The following is a 19,711-nucleotide window of genomic DNA, read 5'->3' as shown; positions in this document are numbered from 1 at the left end:
GGGCGGCAGTATCGAAGCGATGTCAGCGCAGCGGGCGAATCACGCCGCAGGCCACGCGTGCGCCGGCGTTGCCGGCCGGTTGGCTGCGGTAATCGTCCGGATCGGCATGCGCCACCAGTGCGCGGCCGACGATGTCGTTGGCCACGCCCCCGCCGAGCACCACGCCATGCAGCAGCACGTCGATCTGCGCGGTGCCATCGGCATTGGCGTTGAGGTTGTCCATGTCGCCGGCGTGGTGCGGGCCGTTGCCGGCGCGGCCATGCGGTGCCCCGAGCGGATTGAAGTGGCCGCCGGCGCTGCTGGCATCGGCCGCGCTGCAATCGCCGCGCTCGTGCACATGGAAGGCGAAGCTGCGGTTGGGCTGCAGGCCGCCGAGCGTGCCGGTGATGCGCACGCCACCCGGGGCCGCGACCAGCGACAGCTTGCCGCTGACCAGGCTGCCGGAGGCAGGCGCCAGCACAGCCTGCGCCTGCTGCACCGTACCGGCGCTGGGCAACGGCGGCGCCTTGGGCGGCGGTGGCGGCGCCTTGGGCGGCGCGCTGCTGCACGCGGCCAGCATCAACAAGGCGCTCGCGGCGAGGGGCAATCCATAACGCATCGACATCGACTCCTGTGTCAGGGCGAAACTAGAGGGGCAGCCGTGCAGACCTCATGAAGGCGCACGGGGCGCAGTCTAATCGGCGGGATTGGGAATTGGGGATTGGGGATTCGCAAAAGCGGGCGCCATGCAGCTCGGTGCACTGCCCTGTCACGCCATGCCGCAGCAAGCGTTCCACGCAGAGGGAGGCCACCCGTCCGGGCACGGGACGTCGCCGTTGCGAATCCCCAATCCCCCAATCTCCAATCCCGATCCTCAGCGCCGGCGCCGCCCAGGCCCCAACTTGCGGGTGACGGTGTTGCGGCCCACGCCCAGGCGGGCGGCGGCCTCGGCGCGGCGGCCCTGGGTGAAGCGCAGCGCCACTTCCAGCAGCGCCTTGTCGAAGCGTTCGCGGGCTTCGGCATGCAGGCCCTCGGCGCCGTCGGACAGGCGCTGCTGCGCCCAGGCCGACAGCTGCGCGTCCCACTCGCCGCCGTCGCCGCTGCGCTCGCGGCGGCCGCCGCGCAGCAGGGCGGCCTCGACATCGCCGGCATCGATGATCTCCGCCGGCGCCAGCGCGGCCAGGCGCCAGCACACGTTCTCCAGTTCGCGCACGTTGCCCGGCCAGGGATAGGCGCGCAGCGCGTCCAGCGCCGCCGGCGCCAGCCGCTTGGGCGGGGTGTCGAGCTTGCGCGCGGCCATCGCCAGGAAGTTCTCGGCCAGTTGCGGCACGTCGGCGCGGCGCTCGCGCAACGGCGGCAACTGCAACCGCACCACGTCCAGGCGGTGCAACAGGTCGGCGCGGAAGCGGCCCTGTTCGACCAGCGCCTCCAGGTCCTGGTGGGTGGCGGCAATGACCCGCACATCGACCCGGATCAGTTCGCGTCCGCCGACGCGGAAGAATTCGTTCTCGGCCAGCACGCGAAGCAGCCGGGTCTGCAGCGGCAACGGCATGTCGCCGATCTCGTCGAGGAACAGGGTGCCGCCGTCGGCCTGCTCGAAACGGCCGATGTGGCGGCGCTGGGCGCCGGTGAAGGCGCCGGCCTCGTGGCCGAACAGTTCGCTCTCCAGCAGTTCGGCCGGAATCGCGGCGGTGTTGAGCGCGACGAACGGCTTGCGCGCGCGCGGCGACTCGGTGTGCAGGGCATGCGCGACCAGTTCCTTGCCGGTGCCGGTCTCGCCGTTGATCAGCACCGACAGCGGCGCCTGCGCCAGCCGGCCGATCGCGCGGAACAGCGCGCGCATCGCCGGGGTGTCGCCGATCAGTTCGGCGCTGCCCTGCCCGGCCGGCACCACCGCCGGCGTCGCGGCGATGGCACTGCCGGCATCGGGCAGCGCACGCGCGGCCAGCGCCACCGCATCGTCCAGGTCGAACGGCTTGGACAGGAACTCGTGGGCGCCGCCGCGGAACGCGCCGGCGGTGCTGGCCACGTCGGTGTAGGCGGACATGACGATCACCGGCAGTTGCGGATGCGCGGCCTTGAGCTTGTCCAGCAGCACCAGGCCATCGTCGCCGGGCATGCGCACGTCGGTGAACAGCAGGTCGGGCATGGGCCGCTGCGCCAGCGCCTGCAGCGCGGCGGCGGCGCTGTCGAAGCCGTCGACGCTGTAGCCGGCGTCGCGCAGCGCGGTGGACAACACGAAGCGCACCGAACGGTCGTCGTCGACCACCCAGATACGTTGCGTTCCTTGCAGGGAATCGGTCATCGCAGTGCTCCTAATCGGTGTCCGCTGCGCGCTGCGGCAGCAGCAGGGTGAACACGGTGTGGCCGGGGCGGGAGCGGTAGGTCAGCGAGCCGGCATGCTCGCGCGCCACCTGCTGGGCCAGCGCCAGGCCCAGGCCGCTGCCCTCGGCGCGGCCGCTGACCAGCGGCAGGAACAGGTGTTCGGCCAGTTCCTCGGGCACGCCGCGGCCGTCGTCGACGATCTCCAGGCGCAGGCCGCGCGCATGCACGCGGTCGCGGATGCGCTGGCCGTGCTCGACGCGGGTGCGCAGGGTGACCTGGGCGGCGCCGGCCTGGATCGCGTTGCGCACCAGGTTCCACACCGCCTGGGTGAGGCGGTCGGCATCGCCCAGGAATTCGGGGATGCTGGGGTCGTAGTCGCGCTGCAGGCGCACCGACCAGCCGCCTTCGTTCTCGGCCAGGCGCAGCACCCGTTCCAGCACCGCATGGATGTTGAGCATGGCGTGCGGCCGCGCCGGCGCCGGCGACAGCAACTGGTCGAGCAGGCTGTTGAGGCGCTCGATCTCGGCGCCGATCAGCTCGATCAGTTCGCGCTCGTCCTCGTCGCGGTGCTGGGCGCGGCGTGCCAGCAATTGCGCCGCCCCCTTGAGCCCGGCCAGCGGATTGCGCAGTTCGTGGGCCAGGCCCTTGAGCGCCGCGCTGAGCGCGTTCGGCAGGGCCTGCGCCGGATCCAGCGTGGGGAATTCGTCGACCGGATGCGCTTCCAACAGCCAGCCGCCATCGTCCAGCCGCGACAGCCAGCCCTCGGCGAAGCGTGGGGGCTCGCCGGGCACGGCCAGGGCCATGCGATGCAGGCGCAGCACGTCGCGTTCGTCGTTGCGCAGAAACCGCGCCAGCGCATCGCCCTGCACTTCCAGCGAGGCCAGCGGCTGGTCGAGCAGGCGCCGCACGCTGACCCCGAGCCAGCGTGCGAAGGCGGGATTGGCGCCGCGCAGGCGGCCGTCGGTATCGGCCCAGACCACCGGAGTGCCAAGCGCGGAAAGAGGGGGCGGCGTGATGTTCATGGCCATTGCACCAATGTAGTGCAAAGCCTGGCAGGCGGCACGGGCGAGCGGCGCATGGCGCGCACCCTGTCCATGCGGACGGCGCGGCGTATGGACGCTCCCGCGCCGGCTGGCGGTACTGCTCGGCCTTGGACCGCGCCGCAGAGAGCGGTTTTGCGACAACAGGGGGCTGTGGCGAGGCAAATGGCCACGCGGAATACCTCGATCGCTGGAGAATGGCCGGCGCTTCCCCCCAGGAAGCGCCGGCGAAGGCCGCGGTTGCGAGGGCCGGCCGCCAGGGCCGGCCGCACGCACTGCGACAAGGCCCGCGACCGCCGTCGCGGGCCGGCGAACCTCAGGACTCGTAGGCCGATTCGCCATGCGAGGTGATGTCCAGACCCTCGCGCTCGGCGTCTTCCGGCACGCGCAGGCCGATCACCAGCTTGGCGATCAGGAAGCCGACCACCGAGACCACGCCGATCCAGCCGACGGTGATCAGCACGCCTTCGGCCTGCACCAGCACCTGATGGCCCATGGTCACGCCCTCGGCGTAGCCCATGCCGCCCAGCGCCTTGTCGGTGAACACGCCGGTGAGGATCGCGCCGACGATGCCGCCGACGCCGTGCACGCCGAACACGTCCAGGGTGTCGTCGGCATTGAGCAGCTTCTTCAGCCCGGTCACGCCCCACACGCAGATCACGCCGGCGGCCACGCCGATCGCGATGGCGCCGAACGGCCCCACGGTGCCGGCGGCCGGGGTGATGCCGACCAGGCCGGCGACCATGCCCGAGGCCACGCCCAGCGCCGAGGACTTGCCCTTGACCACCTTCTCCGTCAGCGACCACGCCAGCACCGCCGCGGCGGTGGCCAGCAGGGTGTTGAGGAAGGCCAGCGCCGCGGTGGCGTTGGCTTCCAGCGCCGAGCCGGCGTTGAAGCCGAACCAGCCCACCCACAGCAGCGAGGCGCCGACGAAGGTCAGCGTCACGTTGTGCGGCTTCAGCGCGGTGTGGCCGAAGCCCAGGCGCTTGCCGACGAAGTAGGAACCGACCAGGCCGGCCACGCCGGCGTTGATGTGGACCACGGTGCCGCCGGCGAAATCCAGCGCGCCCTTGCCGAACAGGAAGCCCGGGGCCGACCACACCATGTGCGCCAGCGGCAGATAGCCGAAGGTGAACCAGATGACCACGAACAGCAGCACCGCGGCGAACTTCACCCGCTCGGCGAAGGCGCCGACGATCAGCGCGCCGGTGATGCCGGCGAAGGTCAGCTGGAAGGCGACGAACACGTACTCCGGCAGCTTGAAGCCCTTGGAGAAGGTGTCGGCCAGCGTGGTGGTGTCGACGCCGGCGAGCAGCGCCTTGTGCAGCGTGCCGATGAACGGACCGCCGTCGGCGAACGCCAGGCTATAGCCGTACACCACCCACAGCACCGCGATCAGAGAGAACACCACGCCGACCTGGATCAGCACCGACAGCACGTTCTTGGCGCGGACCATGCCGCCGTAGAACAACGCCAGGCCGGGCACCACCATCAGCAGCACCAGCAGCGTGGACGTGAGCATCCAGGCGACGTCGCCCTTGTCCACCACCGGCGCGGCCGCAACCGGTGCCGGCGCGGCGGCCGGCGCGGGCGGCGGCGTCAGTTGTTCGGTGACCACATCCGGCGTCGGCGCCGGGCTGACTTCGGCCTGGGCGAAGGCGTTGCCGGGCACGCCGACCGCCATCGCGCTGACCAGCATCAGCATGCATACCGCGTAGAACCGGGCCTTCCACCCGGCGAACAGACCTGTCTTCATGAAGGGCTCCAAGGTGGGGTTAGAGCGCATCGGCGCCGATTTCGCCGGTACGGATGCGGATGACCTGTTCGATCGCGGTGACGAAGATCTTGCCGTCGCCGATCTTGCCGGTGCCGGCCGCGCCCTGGATCGCCTCGACCACGGCGTCCAGACGCTCGTCGGTCACCACGGTCTCGATCTTGATCTTGGGCAGGAAGTCGACGACGTATTCGGCACCGCGATACAACTCGGTGTGGCCCTTCTGCCGACCGAAGCCCTTGACCTCGGTGACGGTGATGCCGGACACCCCAGCCTGCGACAAGGCCTCGCGGACCTCGTCGAGCTTGAATGGCCGGATGATGGCGGTGATCAGTTTCATGCGCATACCCCGTTGGTGGAAGGAACCGGCCGCCGAAGGCCGACCGGCACTGGGCCCATCGACCGCGCCGCGAACGGCGCGGGTGCTGCTGCGCGATGCGTTCCGTGGATCACGCCGTGGCCCACCGCACCCGAGGTGCGGCGGCGACGGCGACGTGGGAGGGAACGTGGCCCACGGCACGCAAGCGCTCTGTTGCGCGGTACATCCCCTGGAAAATCGATGACGCAATGGCGGGCGCGGACCACCGGCGCGGCTCCCCAGCCGGGCAGGTGGCGGCGATGGCGAAGGAGGGAGGGGAAGCCTTCGCCATCGCCGCGCGTGGAACTCAGTTGGCGTAGTACAGCTGGTATTCCAGCGGGTGCGTGGCCGCGCGGAACTTGGTCACTTCCTGCATCTTCAGCGCGATGTAGCCGTCGATGAAGTCGTCGCTGAACACGCCGCCGGCCTTGAGGAACTCACGGTCAGCATCCAGCGCTTCCAGCGCCTGGTCGAGGCTGGAGCACACCTGCGGGATCTGCTTCTCCTCTTCCGGCGGCAGGTCGTACAGATCCTTGTCGCTGGGCGCGCCCGGATCGATCTGGTTCTTGATGCCGTCCAGGCCGGCCATCATCAGCGCGGCGAAGGTCAGGTAGCCGGACTGCAGCGGATCCGGGAAGCGGATCTCGATGCGGCGCGCCTTCGGGTTGGACACCCACGGAATGCGGCACGAGGCCGAACGGTTGCGCGCCGAGTAGGCCAGCATCACCGGCGCCTCGAAGCCCGGCACCAGGCGCTTGTAGCTGTTGGTACCGGAGTTGGTGAAGGCGTTGATCGCCTTGGCGTGCTTGAAGATGCCGCCGATGTACCACAGCGCCATCTGCGACAGGCCGCCGTAGCCGTCGCCGGAGAACAGGTTGGTACCGCCCTTGGCCAACGACTGGTGCACGTGCATGCCCGAGCCGTTGTCGCCGACGATCGGCTTGGGCATGAAGGTCGCGGTCTTGCCGTTGCGGTAGGCGACGTTCTTGATGATGTACTTCATCATCATCAGCTCGTCGGCCTTCTTCACCAGCGAGTTGAACTTGGTGCCGATCTCGCACTGGCCGGCGGTGGCCACTTCGTGGTGGTGCACTTCGACTTCGATGCCGACCTGCTCCAGGGTCTTGCACATCTCGGCGCGCAGGTCCTGCAGCGAGTCGGTCGGCGGCACCGGGAAGTAGCCGCCCTTGACCGCCGGGCGGTAGCCGCTGTTGCCGCCTTCGATCTTGCTGCCGCTGCTCCAGGCCGCCTCTTCCGAGTCGATCTTGAAGAAGGTGTGGCCCATTTCGTTGCCGAAGCGCACGCCGTCGAAAATGAAGAATTCCGGCTCCGGGCCGAAGAACGCCTGGTCGGCGATGCCGCTGGACTTCAGGTAGGCCTCGGCGCGCTTGGCCACGCCGCGCGGGTCGCGGCCGTAGCTCTGCATGGTGGCCGGGTCGAGGATGTCGCAGGTCAGCACGAGGGTCGGATCGGCCATGAACGGATCGACGAAGGCGGTGTCGGCGTCGGGCAGCAGGACCATGTCCGATTCGTTGATGCCCTTCCAGCCGGCGATCGAGCTGCCGTCGAACATCTTGCCTTCCTCGAACAGCGCCGGCTCGATGATGCTGACCGGGAAGGTGACGTGCTGCTGCACGCCGCGCATGTCGACGAAACGCAGATCGACGAACTCGATCTTGTTGTCCTTGACCAGCTTCTCAATAGTTTCCGCAGACATTCGATGCAACCTCGGGTTGTGAAGGGCGTGGGCAAGTATCAGCAATCGCCATGCCAAGCGTGTGGCACTCACAAGCCTTTGATTCTGCTGAAGCGTGCACGCGAACGATGCAAATGCACTGCACTGCAGTGGTGCATTCACAGCTGAACGCACCAAATTTGTGCGCAAGGCGGATGCTCTATCCTTGCGCAGCTTCCCCTCCCCCAAAACGCGACCCTCCCCTCCATGAGCGATCTGTTGTCGGCCCTGCTGCTGGGCATCATCGAAGGCCTGACCGAATTCCTGCCCATCTCCAGCACCGGGCACCTGTTGATCGCCGAGCGCTGGCTCGGCCACCGTTCGGACTTCTTCAACATCGTGATCCAGGCCGGCGCGATCCTGGCCACCACCCTGGTGTTCCGGCAGCGCCTGTGGGACCTGGCCACCGGCCTGGGCGACCGCGCCAACCGCGACTATGCGTTCAAGCTGGGCGCCGCCTTCCTGGTGACCGCGGTGGTCGGCCTGGTGGTGCGCAAGGCCGGCTGGCAGCTACCGGACAGCGTGGAGCCGGTGGCCTGGGCGCTGGTGATCGGCGGCGTGTGGATGCTGGTGGCCGAGTACTTCGCCGCGCGTCTGCCCGAGCGCGAGACGGTGACCTGGACGGTGGCCATCGCGGTCGGCCTGGCGCAGGTGGTGGCCGGCGTGTTCCCCGGCACCTCGCGGTCGGCGGCGACGATCTTCCTGGCGATGCTGCTGGGCCTGAGCAAGCGCTCGGCCGCGGCCGAGTTCGCTTTCCTGGTCGGCATCCCGACCATGTTCGCGGCCAGCGCCTACTCGTTCCTGGAGCTGTACAAGGACGGCGGGCTGGGCAGCGAGAACTGGGGCGACGTGGCGCTGGCCTTCGTCGCCTCGATGGTCACCGGCTTCGTGGTGGTGAAGTGGCTGCTGGGCTATATCAAGTCGCACCGCTTCACCGCGTTCGCGGTGTACCGCATCGTGCTGGGCACGGCGCTGCTGCTGTGGTTGCCGGCGGCGTAAGGGCTGGGTCGGCGAGGCGCTGCGCGCCCCGTACCCTCACCCCAACCCCTCTCCCGGCGGGAGAGGGGCTTTGGCTTTTCCCTTCTCCCACCGGGAGAAGGTGCCCCGCAGGGGCGGATGAGGGTACGGCGTAGCCCCGCAGTGACAGATCCATGCAGGCGCTGCGCGCCCCGTACCCTCACCCCAACCCCTCTCCCGGTGGGAGAGGGGCTTTGGGCGTCTCCCTTCTCCCGCCGGGAGAAGGTGCCCCGCAGGGGCGGATGAGGGTACGGGCGTAGCCTCGCAGTGACAGATCCATGCAGGCGCTTAGCGCGCCGGACCCTCACCCCAACCCCTCTCCCGGCGGGAGAGGGGCTTTGCGGCTTACTTCGCCGCTGGATTGAGGCTGTAGGTGCCGTGCAGGCTGGCTTCGGCCAGCACATGGCCCTGCATGGCGCGCAGGGCGTCGGCGGCGGTGAAGCGCGCGGGGACGTCCAGCCGCGCCACGTCCAGGGCGAACAGGCGGAAGAAGTAGCGGTGCACGCGCCGGTCGTTGGCCGGCGGGTACGGGCCATCGTAGCCGTAGTAGTCCCCACCCATCGCCGCGTCGCCGGCGAACCAGTCGGTGTAGCTGTTCAGTCCCTGGCGCGCGCCCGCCAGGCCAGGCGGTTGCTGCTTGCCCTTGCCCACCACGCCGTCGCTGGCACTGCCCTCGGCAATTTCACGCAGGTCGGCCGGCAGGTCCACCGCCACCCAATGCACGAATTCGGTGCGCGGCTGCTCAACCGGGATCTGCACGTCGTCGCGGCCGACCATCTCGGCCACGGTCGGCACGTCCGGATCGACGCACAGCAGCACGAAGGACTGGGTGCCGGCCGGCACCGCGTCCCAGGCCAGGTGAGGATTGCGGTTGCCGCCGAAGCCGTCGGCCTGGCCCATCGCGTAGGTCGCGGCGATGGGCTGACCCGGCTGCAGGCTGTCACTGCGAAGACGCATGCGAAGAACTCCTTGGGGGATCAGGTTTCAGGGTAGCCAAGGCGGACCGCGACCGGCGTCAGCAGCGCGAACGCGGCGGCCAGCGGTGCGGCGTAGGCAAGCCAGTGGCCGGCGTCCAGGCGCGGCGGGCCGACCGAGGCAATGGCCGGGAACGGTACGCCGAACGCGTCCTGCAGCGCCGCCGCCACCCCGGCCGGATCGTGCTCGGTCCCGTCCAGGCGCACCAGATGGTGCGGATACAGATCCTGTTCGTGCAGGTCGGCGACCTGTGCCAGCACCGCCGCCAGCCACTGCGCGCCGGCCTCCGGCGAGGCCAGGCCCAGCGGGGCCGGGGCGCCGTTGGCCAGCCAGTCCAGCAGCATGTCGCGCGGATCGCGCAGCACGATCAGCAGCCGTCCTTCCGGCAGGTGCGGGCGCAGCGCGCGCAGCAGCGCGTTGTCCCACCACAGCAGCCAGTCGACGATATTGCCGTCGCCGACGCCGCGCGCCGGCAGCTGCGCGCGCCACTCGGCGACCAGCGCCGCACCGTCGAGGGCGCCGCTGTCCAGTTCCTCGACGCTGCGGAAGCGCTGCAGGCCGTCGGTCGGCGGCTGCGGGCCGAAGCGGTCGCCGCGCAGCACCGGGCTGGCCGCGTCGATCACCGCGATCACCCGCTCCACGCCGCTGCCCGGCGCACCCCAGACGAACAACGGGCGCGCCTGGTTCTGCGGGTCGACCGCGCCCAGCGGCGGCCACTGCGCCGGGGCCTGGCCCAACGGCGGCAGCGGCAGCCGGTGCGGCAGTTGTTCCTGCTGGAAGGCCAGCCAGGTCGCCAGCGCCTCCTCCGGGCGCCCGGCCGCATCCTGCACCGCCGCCAGCCACGGCCGCACCACGGTGCGGTCGCGTTCGGGCAGCCGCTGCATCAGGCCGCGCACGTGGTCGATGGCGGCATCGTGCTCGCCGCGCTCCAGCAGCGCCTCGACCAGGCGTTCCTCGCCGCTGAGCCGGCCCGGTTCCAGCGCCACGATGCGCTGCGCCACGGCCTCGCCCTGGTCGCGCTCGCCGGCCATGTCGTGCACGCGCAGCTGCGCTTCCAGCGCCGGCACGTGCGCCGGCATCGCCGCCTGCCAGCGCGCGATCAGCGCACGCGCCTCGGGGCCGCCCACCGGCTCCAGCGCCAGCCGCGCCAGCCACAGGTCGTGGGCGTCGGTGGTGGTGGCCAGCGCCGCTTCCAGGGTGGCGCGGGCATCGTCGAGCGTGCCCAGCCGCTGCCAGGCGATCAGCGCGGCGTGCAGGGTGCGGCGGTCGGCCGGTGCCACTGCCAGGGTCCGGCGCAGATGCTCCAGCGCCTCGGCCGGGCGGTCGGCCTGCAAGGCATATTCGCCGGCCAGCCGGCGCATGTTGACGGTGTCGCCGGCCGGAGAGGCCAGCACCGCTTCCAGCGCGGTGATCGCATCGTCCAGGCGGCCCTGGCGGTAGGCCAGCTGCGCGACCAGCGCCATCATCGCCGCACTGGTGCCCGGGGTGAGCGCGGCGACGCGGCGGAACGCGGTCTCGGCGAACGCGAAGTGCTGCTTGTCCAGATAGGCGAAGCCCAGCGCGTAGAGCAGGCGCGGATCGTCCGGCAGCGCATTGCTGGCGCGCGAGAGCAGCGCCAGCGCGCGGTCGGCATCGCCGCGACGCAGCGCCAGCATGCCGTCCACGCCGAGCAACTGCGGATGCTCCGGCTGCAGGCGCGCGGCGGTGCGGCTCAGCCGCTCCACTTCGTCCAGGTCGCCGCGGCCCAGCGCCAGGTGCGCGCGCATCACGTAGGCGAGGAATTCGTTGGGATCCAGCGCCGCGGTCTGCGCCAGTGCGTCCTCGGCCTGGGCCAGGTCGTTAGCGCTGACCAGCATGCCGGCATGCAGCAGGTGCAGGCTGGCGTCTTCCGGTGCCAGCGCGATCGCGCGGCCGATGCTGTCCAGGGCGGCGGCGGTGTCGCCATGCTGCTGTTGCGCCAGCGCCAGCCAGCGGAGAGCCTGCGGGTCGTCGCCGGCCTCGGCGGCCCAGGTCTGGGCGAGACGCAGCGCGTCGGCGGTGTCCTGGCGGCGCAGGGCGTCGAGAATGGGCTGGTGCATGTGGGTCCGGCTTTCGGGGCAAACCCGCATTGTAGCGGGAGCGCCCGACGGCACTGCGGTGGCGCCTACGGCGCGCCGGACCGGTTGCGGGTCGATCGTGTCGCGGGATGCTGCGCGCACGATCGGCAAAGCGCACGACGCATGGTCTGCGCGCTGCCATGCATGCGGCACCAGACCCTCGCGCCGCGCAAGACCGCACCGTGGATGCATGCAGCCGCCAGAGGATCATCGCCGCTCGGTGCATCCGCACTCTGGCACACGCCTGCCCGCCCGAAACGCCGCTCCAAGACTGCCGCGGGGGAGCGAATAAGCTCACCCGCCAGGCGATCCGTGACGCTGGCTAGGCTTCCACCAGCCCCTCGGTCAGCCGCTCGGCCACCCAGCGTTCGGCGAAGCCGTCGCCGCGCGCGTTCTCGATGAAGCCGCAATGCCCGCCCCAGTGCGCGATCTCCAGCCGGGCGAGCTCAGGCAGACGCCAGTTGCGGAAGTCGTCCAGCGGGATCACCGGATCGTCCTCGGCCATCAGGATGTCGGCCGGCACGCTCAGCCCGAGCAGGCGCTCGCCGGCGATGCAGTAACTGTCGAAGTAGGCATCCAGGCTGGCGAAGCCGGCATGGCGCTCGGCCAGCCAGGCCATCAGGCCGCGCATGTCCAGCGCCAGGGTGGCGTCATCGTAGCCGTGGCGGTCGGGGAACAGTTCGCGCTTGCGCAGCAGCGATTCGCGCCACTTGCGGCGGAAGTACCAGTCGTAGAACTGCGGGCCGTTCTCGATGCGTTGCATGGTGGTGGCCGGATCCAGCAACGGACACACCGCGGCCACGTGCTGCAGCGGCAGCCCCGCCGCCGGCGCGCGTAGCGCCAGGCGCAGGGCGAAGTTGCCGCCCAGCGAGTAGCCGGCCGCGAGCAGGGTCGGCGCGGGGAAGCGCTGCCACAGGTCGCAGGCGGCGTTGACCACTTCGTCCAGGCGCTCGGAGTGGAACAGGTCCACGTTGAGGTGGTGGGTGCCGCCGTGGTCGCGGAAGTTGAGCCGGAACACCTGGTAGCCGAGCGCCAGCATCTTCGCCGCGGTCAGGCGCATGTAGCTGGAATCGGCGCTGCCTTCCCAGCCGTGCAGCAGCAGCACGGTGCCGCGCGGCGCGGCGCCGGCCGGCACGCTCAGCCAGCCCTGCAGGCGCACGCCGTCGCCGCCGTCGAGGATGTGCGAGGTGGTGGTGGCGCCGCTGGCGGCGAGCAGCTGCTCGCCACGGCGCACGCGCAGCAGGCTGGAACCCAGTACCGATTGGACGTGCGGGTTGCGCAGCCAGCGTGGGGGGGAGTAATCGGTCGCGTTCATGGGGAGCGAGCTTGCACCCGCCGACTGGAGTAATCGGTCAGGCGGTGTGCGACCGGTATCCCGGTGTTCAGGGTTGTGCCATCGCCGTGACGATGCGCGCGCGCGAGATCTCGGCGATGCGCCGGCGCCCTTCCACGTCCTGCAGCCGGATCGGCTCCAGGAAATGCACCTCGGCCACCCGTGCCGGCTCGCCGAGCAGGCGCAGAAAGTTGGCGAAGAAGCTCTCGTGCGGTCCGAACGCGACGATCTGCTGCGCCTCACCGCCGGCGCCATAGCGCAAGGCCACCGGCTGCACCGCGACCTCGGCCTCGACCGCGGCCTGGAAGATGCGCGCATGGAACGGCCCGACGTCCTGGCCGCCGCGGGTGCGCCCTTCCGGGAACACGCCGACCGAGCATCCGGAGCGCAGCCGCTCCAGCATCGCCTGCAACACCCCGCCCAGCGACTCGGTGCTGCCGCGCTGGTGGAAGATGGTCTGCCCGCGCGCGGCCAGCCAGCCGACCAGCGGCCAGCCGGCGATCTCGCGCTTGGCGACGAAGCCCATCATGCGCTGGCTGTGCAGCATCACGATGTCGATCCAGCTGACGTGGTTGGCGACGAACAGCACCGGATTGGGCAGCGGCGTGCCGATGCGGCGCACGCGCAGGCCGAAGATGCGCAGCAGCCAGGTCGACCACCAGCAGACCATGCGGTCGCCGAAAGACTCGGTGCCGGCGCGGCCGGGCGACAGCGCCATGCACACCAGCAGGAACGGCAGCGACAACAGCACGTGCAACGCCAGCAGCGGCACGCGGTAGCCGTAACGGACCCAGCGCAGCGCCCCACCGTATTGGCGCGTGGCGGGTGGGGAGAACTCGCTCATTCGGACAAGGGTACCGGAAGCAGGGGCCTAGCGGACAATTGTGTCAGCCCGAAGACGCGGGCGCAGACACGTCGTCCGCGCCCGCCGAGGCGCGGTTCAGCCCGGGACCGGGCTCAGCCGCGGTCGACCACCGCCAGGGTCAATCGCGACACGCACACCGGCTTGCCCGCCGCGTCCTCGATGTGGATTTCCCACACCTGGGTGGTCCGGCCCACGTGCAGCGGCCGCGCGGTGCCGGTGACCACGCCGCTGCGCGCGCTGCGCAGGTGGTTGGCGTTGATCTCCAGGCCCACGCAGATCCGCCCCGGCTCCACGCACAGGTTGCCGGCGGTGCTGCCCAGGCTCTCGGCCAGCACCACCGACGCGCCGCCGTGCAGCAGCCCGTACGGCTGCCGCGTGCGCGCATCCACCGGCATCGTCGCCCGCAGCCAGTCCGGCCCGGCCTCGGTGAAGACGATGCCCAGGTGCGCGATCAGGGTGTCGCGGCAATCGGCGTTGAGGACGGCGAGATCGGCAGGTTCGCGAAAGGGCATTGGGAGGCCGGGATTGGGGATTGGGGATTGGGGATGAGCAGCCATTCGGCTGCTGAGAAGCCAGGAGCCGCAAGAGCGCATCCCCGGCGCTGACATTATCGCGCCAGGACGAGGCCTCCGGTCGCAGAAACTCGCTTTTACGAATCCCCAATCCCGAATCCCCAATCCCCGCCCCTCAAAGAATCGGCACCAGCCCCGAGCCGAACGCGGTCAACATGCGCACCAGCAGCCACTTGGGGCCGACGTTGACCTCGGGGAAGTCGCCGACCGCGCTATAGCAGCGGTGGAAGCCCGGGTCGCGCCGGGTCAGCGGCGCCGGGCAGTCGGGGCCGGGCTGGAATTCGTAGTCGGTGGCGTAGCGCCATGGCCAGAAGTCCAGCACCGGCAGCGCCTCGGAGACCTTGCCCATGCTGTAGTTCAGGCCCGACAGCACCGGCGGCTTGACCCGCGGCGCCACCACCCAGGAGTTCTCCGGCTCGATGTCGCGGCCGATGCTGGCCGCCAGCGCCTGCGCGAACGCCGGATCGTCGACGATCACCGCGCCCTCGGTGTTGTAGGTCTCGCTGCGCGGGTCGAAGTTGTGGGTGCCGATCACGCCGACGCGGCGGTCCACCACCAGCGACTTGGCATGCAGGCCCATGCGCGCGCCCTCGCGGGTCACCGGCAGCGGCCGGTTGGCGATGCGCCGGCTCAGGTAGGACGGGCGGGTCTCGGTGCGCAGCACGCGGCGCTCGACCTGGCTGCCGTCGGCGCGATCGCCGGATGGCCCGCCACTGCCGCTGCCGAGCAGCGAACTGCGCCCGGCGGCGCTGCCGCCCAGCAGGCTGTTGCGCCCGCCGCCGGCATCGCCGCCGCTCTCGCCGCTGGCCGGCGCGGACGGCAACTCTCCCTGCAGCGGCTCCGGCAACAGGTTGGCGTAGTCCACCGGCGCGTCCAGCGGGAACGGCTTGTACTCGTAGATGTCGAAGCCCAGCTCGCGCAGGTTGCGGCGCTTGTACTTGTAGGACAACGCGTACACTACCGGGTTGTCGGTGGCCGCCAGGCTGTTGGTGGCCACCACCACGCGCGGCGGCGGGGTGCGCTTGCGCAGGTCGCGGAAGATCTCCTGCGCCGGGTCCGACAGCACCAGGTACGGCGTCTGCAGGATGATCTCCTCGCGCGCCTCGGCGATCAGCCGGTCGAGCTTGGGCGCGGTGGAGATGGCCTTGGGGCCGTGTTCGCGGCGGTGCTTCTGCGGCAGGTCGGCGACATAGTCCACATGCCTGACCGGCAACGCCGGCAGCACGAAGGCGTTCTCCACGAAGGCCGGATCGGACGCCTCCTCGCTGACCCGCTGCACCCGCTCCGGGCGCAGGAACCGCGCCGGCGGCATCGCCGGCACGCCCTCGCGCAGCAGCAGCTTGCCGACGTCGTTGAGCCGCGCCACCGGCACGCTGCGCCGGGCCGCCCAGTAGGCGTCGAAGTTGGCGGCCATCGACCGCGCCACCGGGCCGGCGACCAGCACGTCGCGGTCGCGGAAGTTGTACTCGGCGTCCCAGTCGAAATAGTCGTCCTGGTAGTTGCGCCCGCCGACCACGCCGATCGCATCGTCGATCACCAGCAGCTTGTTGTGCATGCGCTGGTTGAAGCGGCGGAAGCAGCACAGCACGCTGGCGGCGTAGTGGAAGTAGTTGGGCTTGGCCAGGCCGAAGGTGGGGTTGTAGATACGCAGCGAGAAATTCTCGTGCGCGCCGGCCAGCGCGCCGAGGATCTGCAGGTCGGAGATCGCCGAGAGCTGGTCGATCAGCACCCGCACCTGCACGCCGCGGCGCGCCGCGGCCAGCAGTTCGTCCATCACCAGCCGCGCGCTGTCGTCCTTGTCGAAGATGTAGGTCTGCAGGTCGATGCTGCGGCTGGCGCTGCGGATCAGGTTGACCCGCGCCACCAAGGCCTCTTCGCCGTGGTCGAGGATGGTGGCGTAGTGGCGCGGGGCGGCGTCGCCGGATTGGGCGAAGGCCTTGCCGGCCAGCCCGCGCAGCGGCGAGGCCAACGCGCAATGGTCGCTGCGCGTGCAATCGACCTGGCGGTCGCGCGCGGCCTCGGCGATCGCCACGGCACGGCCGTGCTGCGCCTGCGACAGGCTCGCGCAGCCACTGCCGAGCAGCAGCGCCACCACCACCAGCACCCGCATCAGCCGCGATGTCACCGAGTTGCCGCCTCGGTCAGGCGTGCGCGCAGCACGAACGTGACCCGGTCGCTCAAGGCCAGGTCCCACTTGTCCATTCCGTAACGTCCACGCAATACCGTACCGCGGCTGATGACATCGCAATCATAGCCTGGACGGGTGCATGCGGCCGGCATGACGGTCAGCGTCTCGGCGTGGCTGACCCCGCGGATGCTCAGCGTGCCGGGGATCGGTCCGCCCTTGCCCAGCACCTGCGGCGAGAACGGCTGCGAGTCGAAGGACACGGTCGGGTAGCGCGGCGCGTCGAAGAAATCCTCGCCGCGCATCCAGCCGGTGTAGCGCGGCTTGCCGGGGATTTCCACGTAGGCGGTGAACAGGCGCAGGTGCACCTGGTGGCGGCCATCGGCCAGCACGTGCACGGTGCCCTCGTAGCGCGGGAAGAAGCCTTCGATGCGCTGCCCGAAGCGGGTACGGATCTCGAACCCGAAGCGCGATTGCGCCGGGTCCAGGGCGTACTCGCCGGGTGCGAGCGGCGCAATCGCAGGCACAGACGCCACCTGCGCATGGCCGATGGCGCACAACAGACACAACGGCAGCAGCGCGGCGCACAGCGCCGGCCGCAAGGACCTGCGCAGCGGCCTCAGGGCCACCAGAACGCGGTCAACCGCGCCACGCCCGGCTCGATCGCCGCGTCGTGCGGCACCCCGAGCACGGCGACGCTGGCGGTAGGCATGCCGCGGTAGTCGCCGGACTGGCCGCTGTGCATCAGCGCCGCCAGCCGCTCCAGGCCCGGATTGTGACCGACCAGCAACAGCCGCTCGACGTCGCGGTGGCCGTCCAGCAGGTCGGCCAGGGTGCCCGAGGTGGCCTCGTAGATGCGCGGCTCCAGACGCTGCTCGACGTAACCGGTCAGCTCCAGCACCGCCTCCAGGGTCTCGCGCGCGCGCCGCGCCGGCGAACACAGCACCCGGTCCGGCACCAGCCGCTGTTCCAGCAGCCAGCGCCCGGCCGCCTCGGCCTCGGCCAGGCCATGCGGCGACAGCGGCCGGTCGAAATCGGCCTGGCCGGTGTCGGCCGGTTCGGCGTGGGCATGGCGCAGCAGGATCACTTCTCGCAAAACGATGGTCATCGGTCAGGCCTTCTTGAGCCACTTGAGCAACGGTTCCCAGTCCTGCTGATGGTCGCGGACCTGGACGGAGTGGTAATCGAACAGGCTGCGGCCCAGCCCCACCAGCACCACGTAGGCCTGGCTGTCGCGCAGTTGCGCCACCACCGGATAGGGCCATTCGGCAAGCATCTGCAGCGCCTGCTGGGTGGCATTGGTCCAGGGCTTGCTGCGGTTGAGCACCAGCCCGACCGGCAGCTTGCGTTGATGCACCCGCGGCACCTTGGCCAGGGTGTTGAGGAAACCGACGGTGGCCTCGATGTCCAGCGCCGAGGGCATCACCGGCACCACCACCGCGTCGGCCTCGTCGAGGAAATGGGTCAGATCCTCGGCCATGGCGCCGGCGGCGGCGTCGACGATCACCCGCTGCGCGTCGTCCGGCAGCGCCGCGCGCCAGCTGCGCTTGCGGCTGGCGTCGATCGGCAGCACCGCGCTGTCCAGGCCGGCGCGGCGTTCGGCCCAGCGGGTCGAGGAGCCTTGCGGATCGGCATCGGCCAGCACCGTGCGCTTGCCCGCCAGCGCATAGGACGCCGCCAGGTGCGTGGCAACCGTGGTCTTGCCCACGCCGCCCTTGGAGCCGGCCACCAGGATCGTCTTCATGCACGCCTCGCTTCCGGGGGAAGAGGCCGCAGCGTACACCGGCCCTCCGTCAGCCGGTAGTCAACGTGCAGCACGCCGGCCGGCGCCGGGCTTGCTATCGTGGCGGCCCCTCTCCCCCACCGACGCCATGAGCGAGCTGCAGGACCTGGTCGCGCTGATCCGCGCCAACACGCCCCTGATCGTGATCGAGACGCAGGAAGAAGCGCGCATCGTCGATCTGTTCCGGCAGGCGCTGATCCAGGTCTGGCGCGCCCTGCACCGCTGGTCGATCACCGAGGGCCTGCGCCGCATCGACCTGGACCGCGAGGACCCGCCGAGCGGGCCGCCGGACGCCAGCGCGGTGCTGCAGGCGATCAAGCAGGCCGATCAGCGCGGCATCTACCTGCTGCTCGACGTCACCCCGTACCTGGGCTACGCCAGCCACCAGCGCCTGCTGCGCGACATCGTCGAGCGCCGCCACTGCCAGCCGCATGTGCTGGTGCTGATCGGCACGCGGATCGAACTGCCGCCCGAACTCGAGGCGCTGGCGACCCGCTTCAATCCGCGCCTGCCCGACGCCAACGCGCTGCTGAAGATGGTGCAGGAGGAGGCGCAGGGCTATGCGCGCGAGTTCGGCGGACGCCGGGTCGAGGTCGACGGCGACGCGGTCAAGCAGATCCTGCGCAACCTGCGCGGGCTCAGCCTGATCGATGCGCGGCGCATCGCCCGGCAACTGATCTACGCCGACGGCGCGCTCACCGCATCCGACCTGCCGCAACTGGCCAAGCTCAAGTTCGAACTGCTCAACCGCAGCGGCCACCTGCAGTACGACAACGACGCCACGCGCTTCGAGGACGTGGCCGGCGCGCGCCGGCTCAAGCAGTGGATCGCGCAGCGCCGCGCGGTATTCGCCGGTACCGCGCCGCCAGGGCTGGATCCGCCCAAGGGCGTGCTGCTGCTCGGCGTGCAGGGCTGCGGCAAGTCGATGCTGGCCAAGGCCACCGCGGCCGGGTTCGGCGTGCCGCTGCTGCGCCTGGACATGGGCGCGCTGTACGCCAAATACCACGGCGAGACCGAGAAGAACCTGCGCGACGCGCTGGCCGCGGTCGAGCAACTGGCGCCGTGCGTGCTGTGGATGGACGAAATCGAAAAAGGCCTGGCCAACGGCGGCGAGGACGGCGGCGTGTCGCGGCGCGTGCTCGGCACGCTGCTGACCTGGATGGCCGAACGCGGCAACGCCGACGGCAGCGCCGGCGTGTTCATCGTCGCCACCGCCAACCAAGTGCACGAGCTGCCGGCGGAACTGCTGCGCAAGGGCCGCTTCGACGAGATTTTCTTCGTCGACCTGCCCGATGCGCAGGCCCGGGTGGAGCTGTTGCGTCTGCACCTGACCCGGCGACAGCTGCATGCGGACGCGTTCGCGCTGCCGGCGCTGGCTGCTACCGCGGACGGGTTCTCCGGTGCGGAAATCGAGCAGGCGATCGTCTCCGGGCTGTATGCCGCGCACGCCGAACAGCGACCGCTGGACACCGAGCTGCTGATGCAGGAGATCCGCAATACCCGGCCGCTGTCGGTCCTGATGGCCGAACAGGTGCAGGCGCTGCGCAGCTGGGCCAGTGGACGCACGGTGCCGGCGGATTAGCTGCGGGCGGCGGGCGAGATCAGGCGATGCCGCTGTACGAGGCTGCGCCCGACCCTCACCCCAACCCCTCTCCCGGGGGGAGAGGGGCTTATGCTTCTCCTTCTCCCCCCGGGGGGAAGGTGCCCCGAAGGGGCGGATGAGGGTACGGACGC

17 protein-coding genes are annotated in these 19,711 nt (G+C 70.5%); 2 read left to right on the top strand and 15 right to left on the bottom strand.

The genetic code is table 11. The annotated features are described in order from the left end of the window. Positions 1-22: 22 nt before the first annotated feature. The 6 genes from QN245_RS00955 to glnA all read right to left on the bottom strand — a co-directional run bounded on the left by QN245_RS00955 (position 23) and on the right by glnA (position 7,193). Positions 23-598, bottom strand: a complete 576-nt coding sequence (locus QN245_RS00955) for a superoxide dismutase family protein (protein WP_317844306.1) — start codon at positions 596-598, stop codon at positions 23-25. A 255-nt stretch (positions 599-853) separates the two neighbouring features. Beyond that, the gene (gene ntrC, locus QN245_RS00950; RefSeq protein ID WP_317844305.1) at positions 854-2,284 is read right to left on the bottom strand and encodes a nitrogen regulation protein NR(I); all 1,431 of its coding nucleotides are present in this window, start codon (positions 2,282-2,284) and stop codon (positions 854-856) included. Between the two features lie 10 nt (positions 2,285-2,294). Continuing rightward, positions 2,295-3,332, bottom strand: a complete 1,038-nt coding sequence (locus QN245_RS00945; protein WP_425612893.1) for a two-component system sensor histidine kinase NtrB — start codon at positions 3,330-3,332, stop codon at positions 2,295-2,297. Between the two features lie 328 nt (positions 3,333-3,660). Continuing rightward, positions 3,661-5,100, bottom strand: a complete 1,440-nt coding sequence (gene amt / locus QN245_RS00940) for an ammonium transporter (protein WP_317844304.1) — start codon at positions 5,098-5,100, stop codon at positions 3,661-3,663. 19 nt (positions 5,101-5,119) lie between these two features. Beyond that, a complete protein-coding gene (locus tag QN245_RS00935) occupies positions 5,120-5,458 on the bottom strand; it encodes a P-II family nitrogen regulator (protein ID WP_160962503.1) in 339 nt (112 codons plus the stop codon). Between the two features lie 325 nt (positions 5,459-5,783). Beyond that, positions 5,784-7,193 carry a type I glutamate--ammonia ligase gene (glnA, locus tag QN245_RS00930; protein ID WP_160964690.1) on the bottom strand — a complete coding sequence of 470 codons (1,410 nt, stop codon included), beginning with the start codon at positions 7,191-7,193 and terminating at the stop codon, positions 5,784-5,786. A 225-nt stretch (positions 7,194-7,418) separates the two neighbouring features. On the opposite strand from glnA, the gene QN245_RS00925 reads away from it, so the two are divergent. Next, positions 7,419-8,210 (top strand): undecaprenyl-diphosphate phosphatase, encoded by a 792-nt coding sequence (locus tag QN245_RS00925; protein ID WP_048491647.1) that lies wholly within the window; start codon positions 7,419-7,421, stop codon positions 8,208-8,210. Between the two features lie 363 nt (positions 8,211-8,573). Here the strand turns inward: QN245_RS00925 and QN245_RS00920 are convergent, their stop codons facing one another. The 9 genes from QN245_RS00920 to QN245_RS00880 form a co-directional block, all read right to left on the bottom strand. Continuing rightward, positions 8,574-9,185 carry a YbhB/YbcL family Raf kinase inhibitor-like protein gene (locus tag QN245_RS00920; RefSeq protein WP_317844303.1) on the bottom strand — a complete coding sequence of 204 codons (612 nt, stop codon included), beginning with the start codon at positions 9,183-9,185 and terminating at the stop codon, positions 8,574-8,576. A gap of 20 nt (positions 9,186-9,205) precedes the next feature. After that, entirely contained in the window at positions 9,206-11,281 is a 2,076-nt protein-coding gene (locus QN245_RS00915; RefSeq protein WP_317844302.1) for a tetratricopeptide repeat protein, read from the bottom strand. A gap of 340 nt (positions 11,282-11,621) precedes the next feature. Continuing rightward, positions 11,622-12,614: a YheT family hydrolase gene (locus tag QN245_RS00910; protein WP_184647889.1), complete on the bottom strand. Its 993-nt coding sequence runs from the start codon at positions 12,612-12,614 to the stop codon at positions 11,622-11,624. Positions 12,615-12,681: 67 nt separating this feature from the next. Continuing rightward, positions 12,682-13,476 carry a lysophospholipid acyltransferase family protein gene (locus QN245_RS00905; RefSeq protein ID WP_317844301.1) on the bottom strand — a complete coding sequence of 265 codons (795 nt, stop codon included), beginning with the start codon at positions 13,474-13,476 and terminating at the stop codon, positions 12,682-12,684. Positions 13,477-13,589: 113 nt separating this feature from the next. Further along, on the bottom strand, positions 13,590-14,009 hold the full coding sequence (locus QN245_RS00900) for a hotdog fold thioesterase (protein WP_317844300.1): 420 nt from the start codon (positions 14,007-14,009) through the stop codon (positions 13,590-13,592). Between the two features lie 175 nt (positions 14,010-14,184). Further along, positions 14,185-16,179 carry a phospholipase D family protein gene (locus QN245_RS00895; RefSeq protein ID WP_317845278.1) on the bottom strand — a complete coding sequence of 665 codons (1,995 nt, stop codon included), beginning with the start codon at positions 16,177-16,179 and terminating at the stop codon, positions 14,185-14,187. 11 nt (positions 16,180-16,190) lie between these two features. Further along, entirely contained in the window at positions 16,191-16,730 is a 540-nt protein-coding gene (locus QN245_RS00890) for a YceI family protein (protein ID WP_425612935.1), read from the bottom strand. 83 nt (positions 16,731-16,813) lie between these two features. Then, a complete protein-coding gene (locus tag QN245_RS00885) occupies positions 16,814-17,290 on the bottom strand; it encodes a SixA phosphatase family protein (RefSeq protein WP_010340932.1) in 477 nt (158 codons plus the stop codon). A 15-nt stretch (positions 17,291-17,305) separates the two neighbouring features. Then, complete coding sequence (locus tag QN245_RS00880) at positions 17,306-17,938, bottom strand: ParA family protein (protein WP_017913046.1); 633 nt, start codon at positions 17,936-17,938, stop codon at positions 17,306-17,308. A 127-nt stretch (positions 17,939-18,065) separates the two neighbouring features. Here QN245_RS00880 and QN245_RS00875 point away from each other — a divergent pair, with 127 nt between their 5' ends. Continuing rightward, positions 18,066-19,559 (top strand): AAA family ATPase, encoded by a 1,494-nt coding sequence (locus tag QN245_RS00875; RefSeq protein ID WP_317844298.1) that lies wholly within the window; start codon positions 18,066-18,068, stop codon positions 19,557-19,559. Positions 19,560-19,711: the final 152 nt, after the last annotated feature.

The sequence above is a fragment of the Xanthomonas rydalmerensis genome, from assembly GCF_033170385.1.
GTDB classification, from domain to species: Bacteria; Pseudomonadota; Gammaproteobacteria; order Xanthomonadales; family Xanthomonadaceae; genus Xanthomonas_A; species Xanthomonas_A rydalmerensis.
The sequence above is the reverse complement of the archived record's forward strand: the minus strand, read 5'-3'. Positions and strand labels throughout refer to the sequence as shown.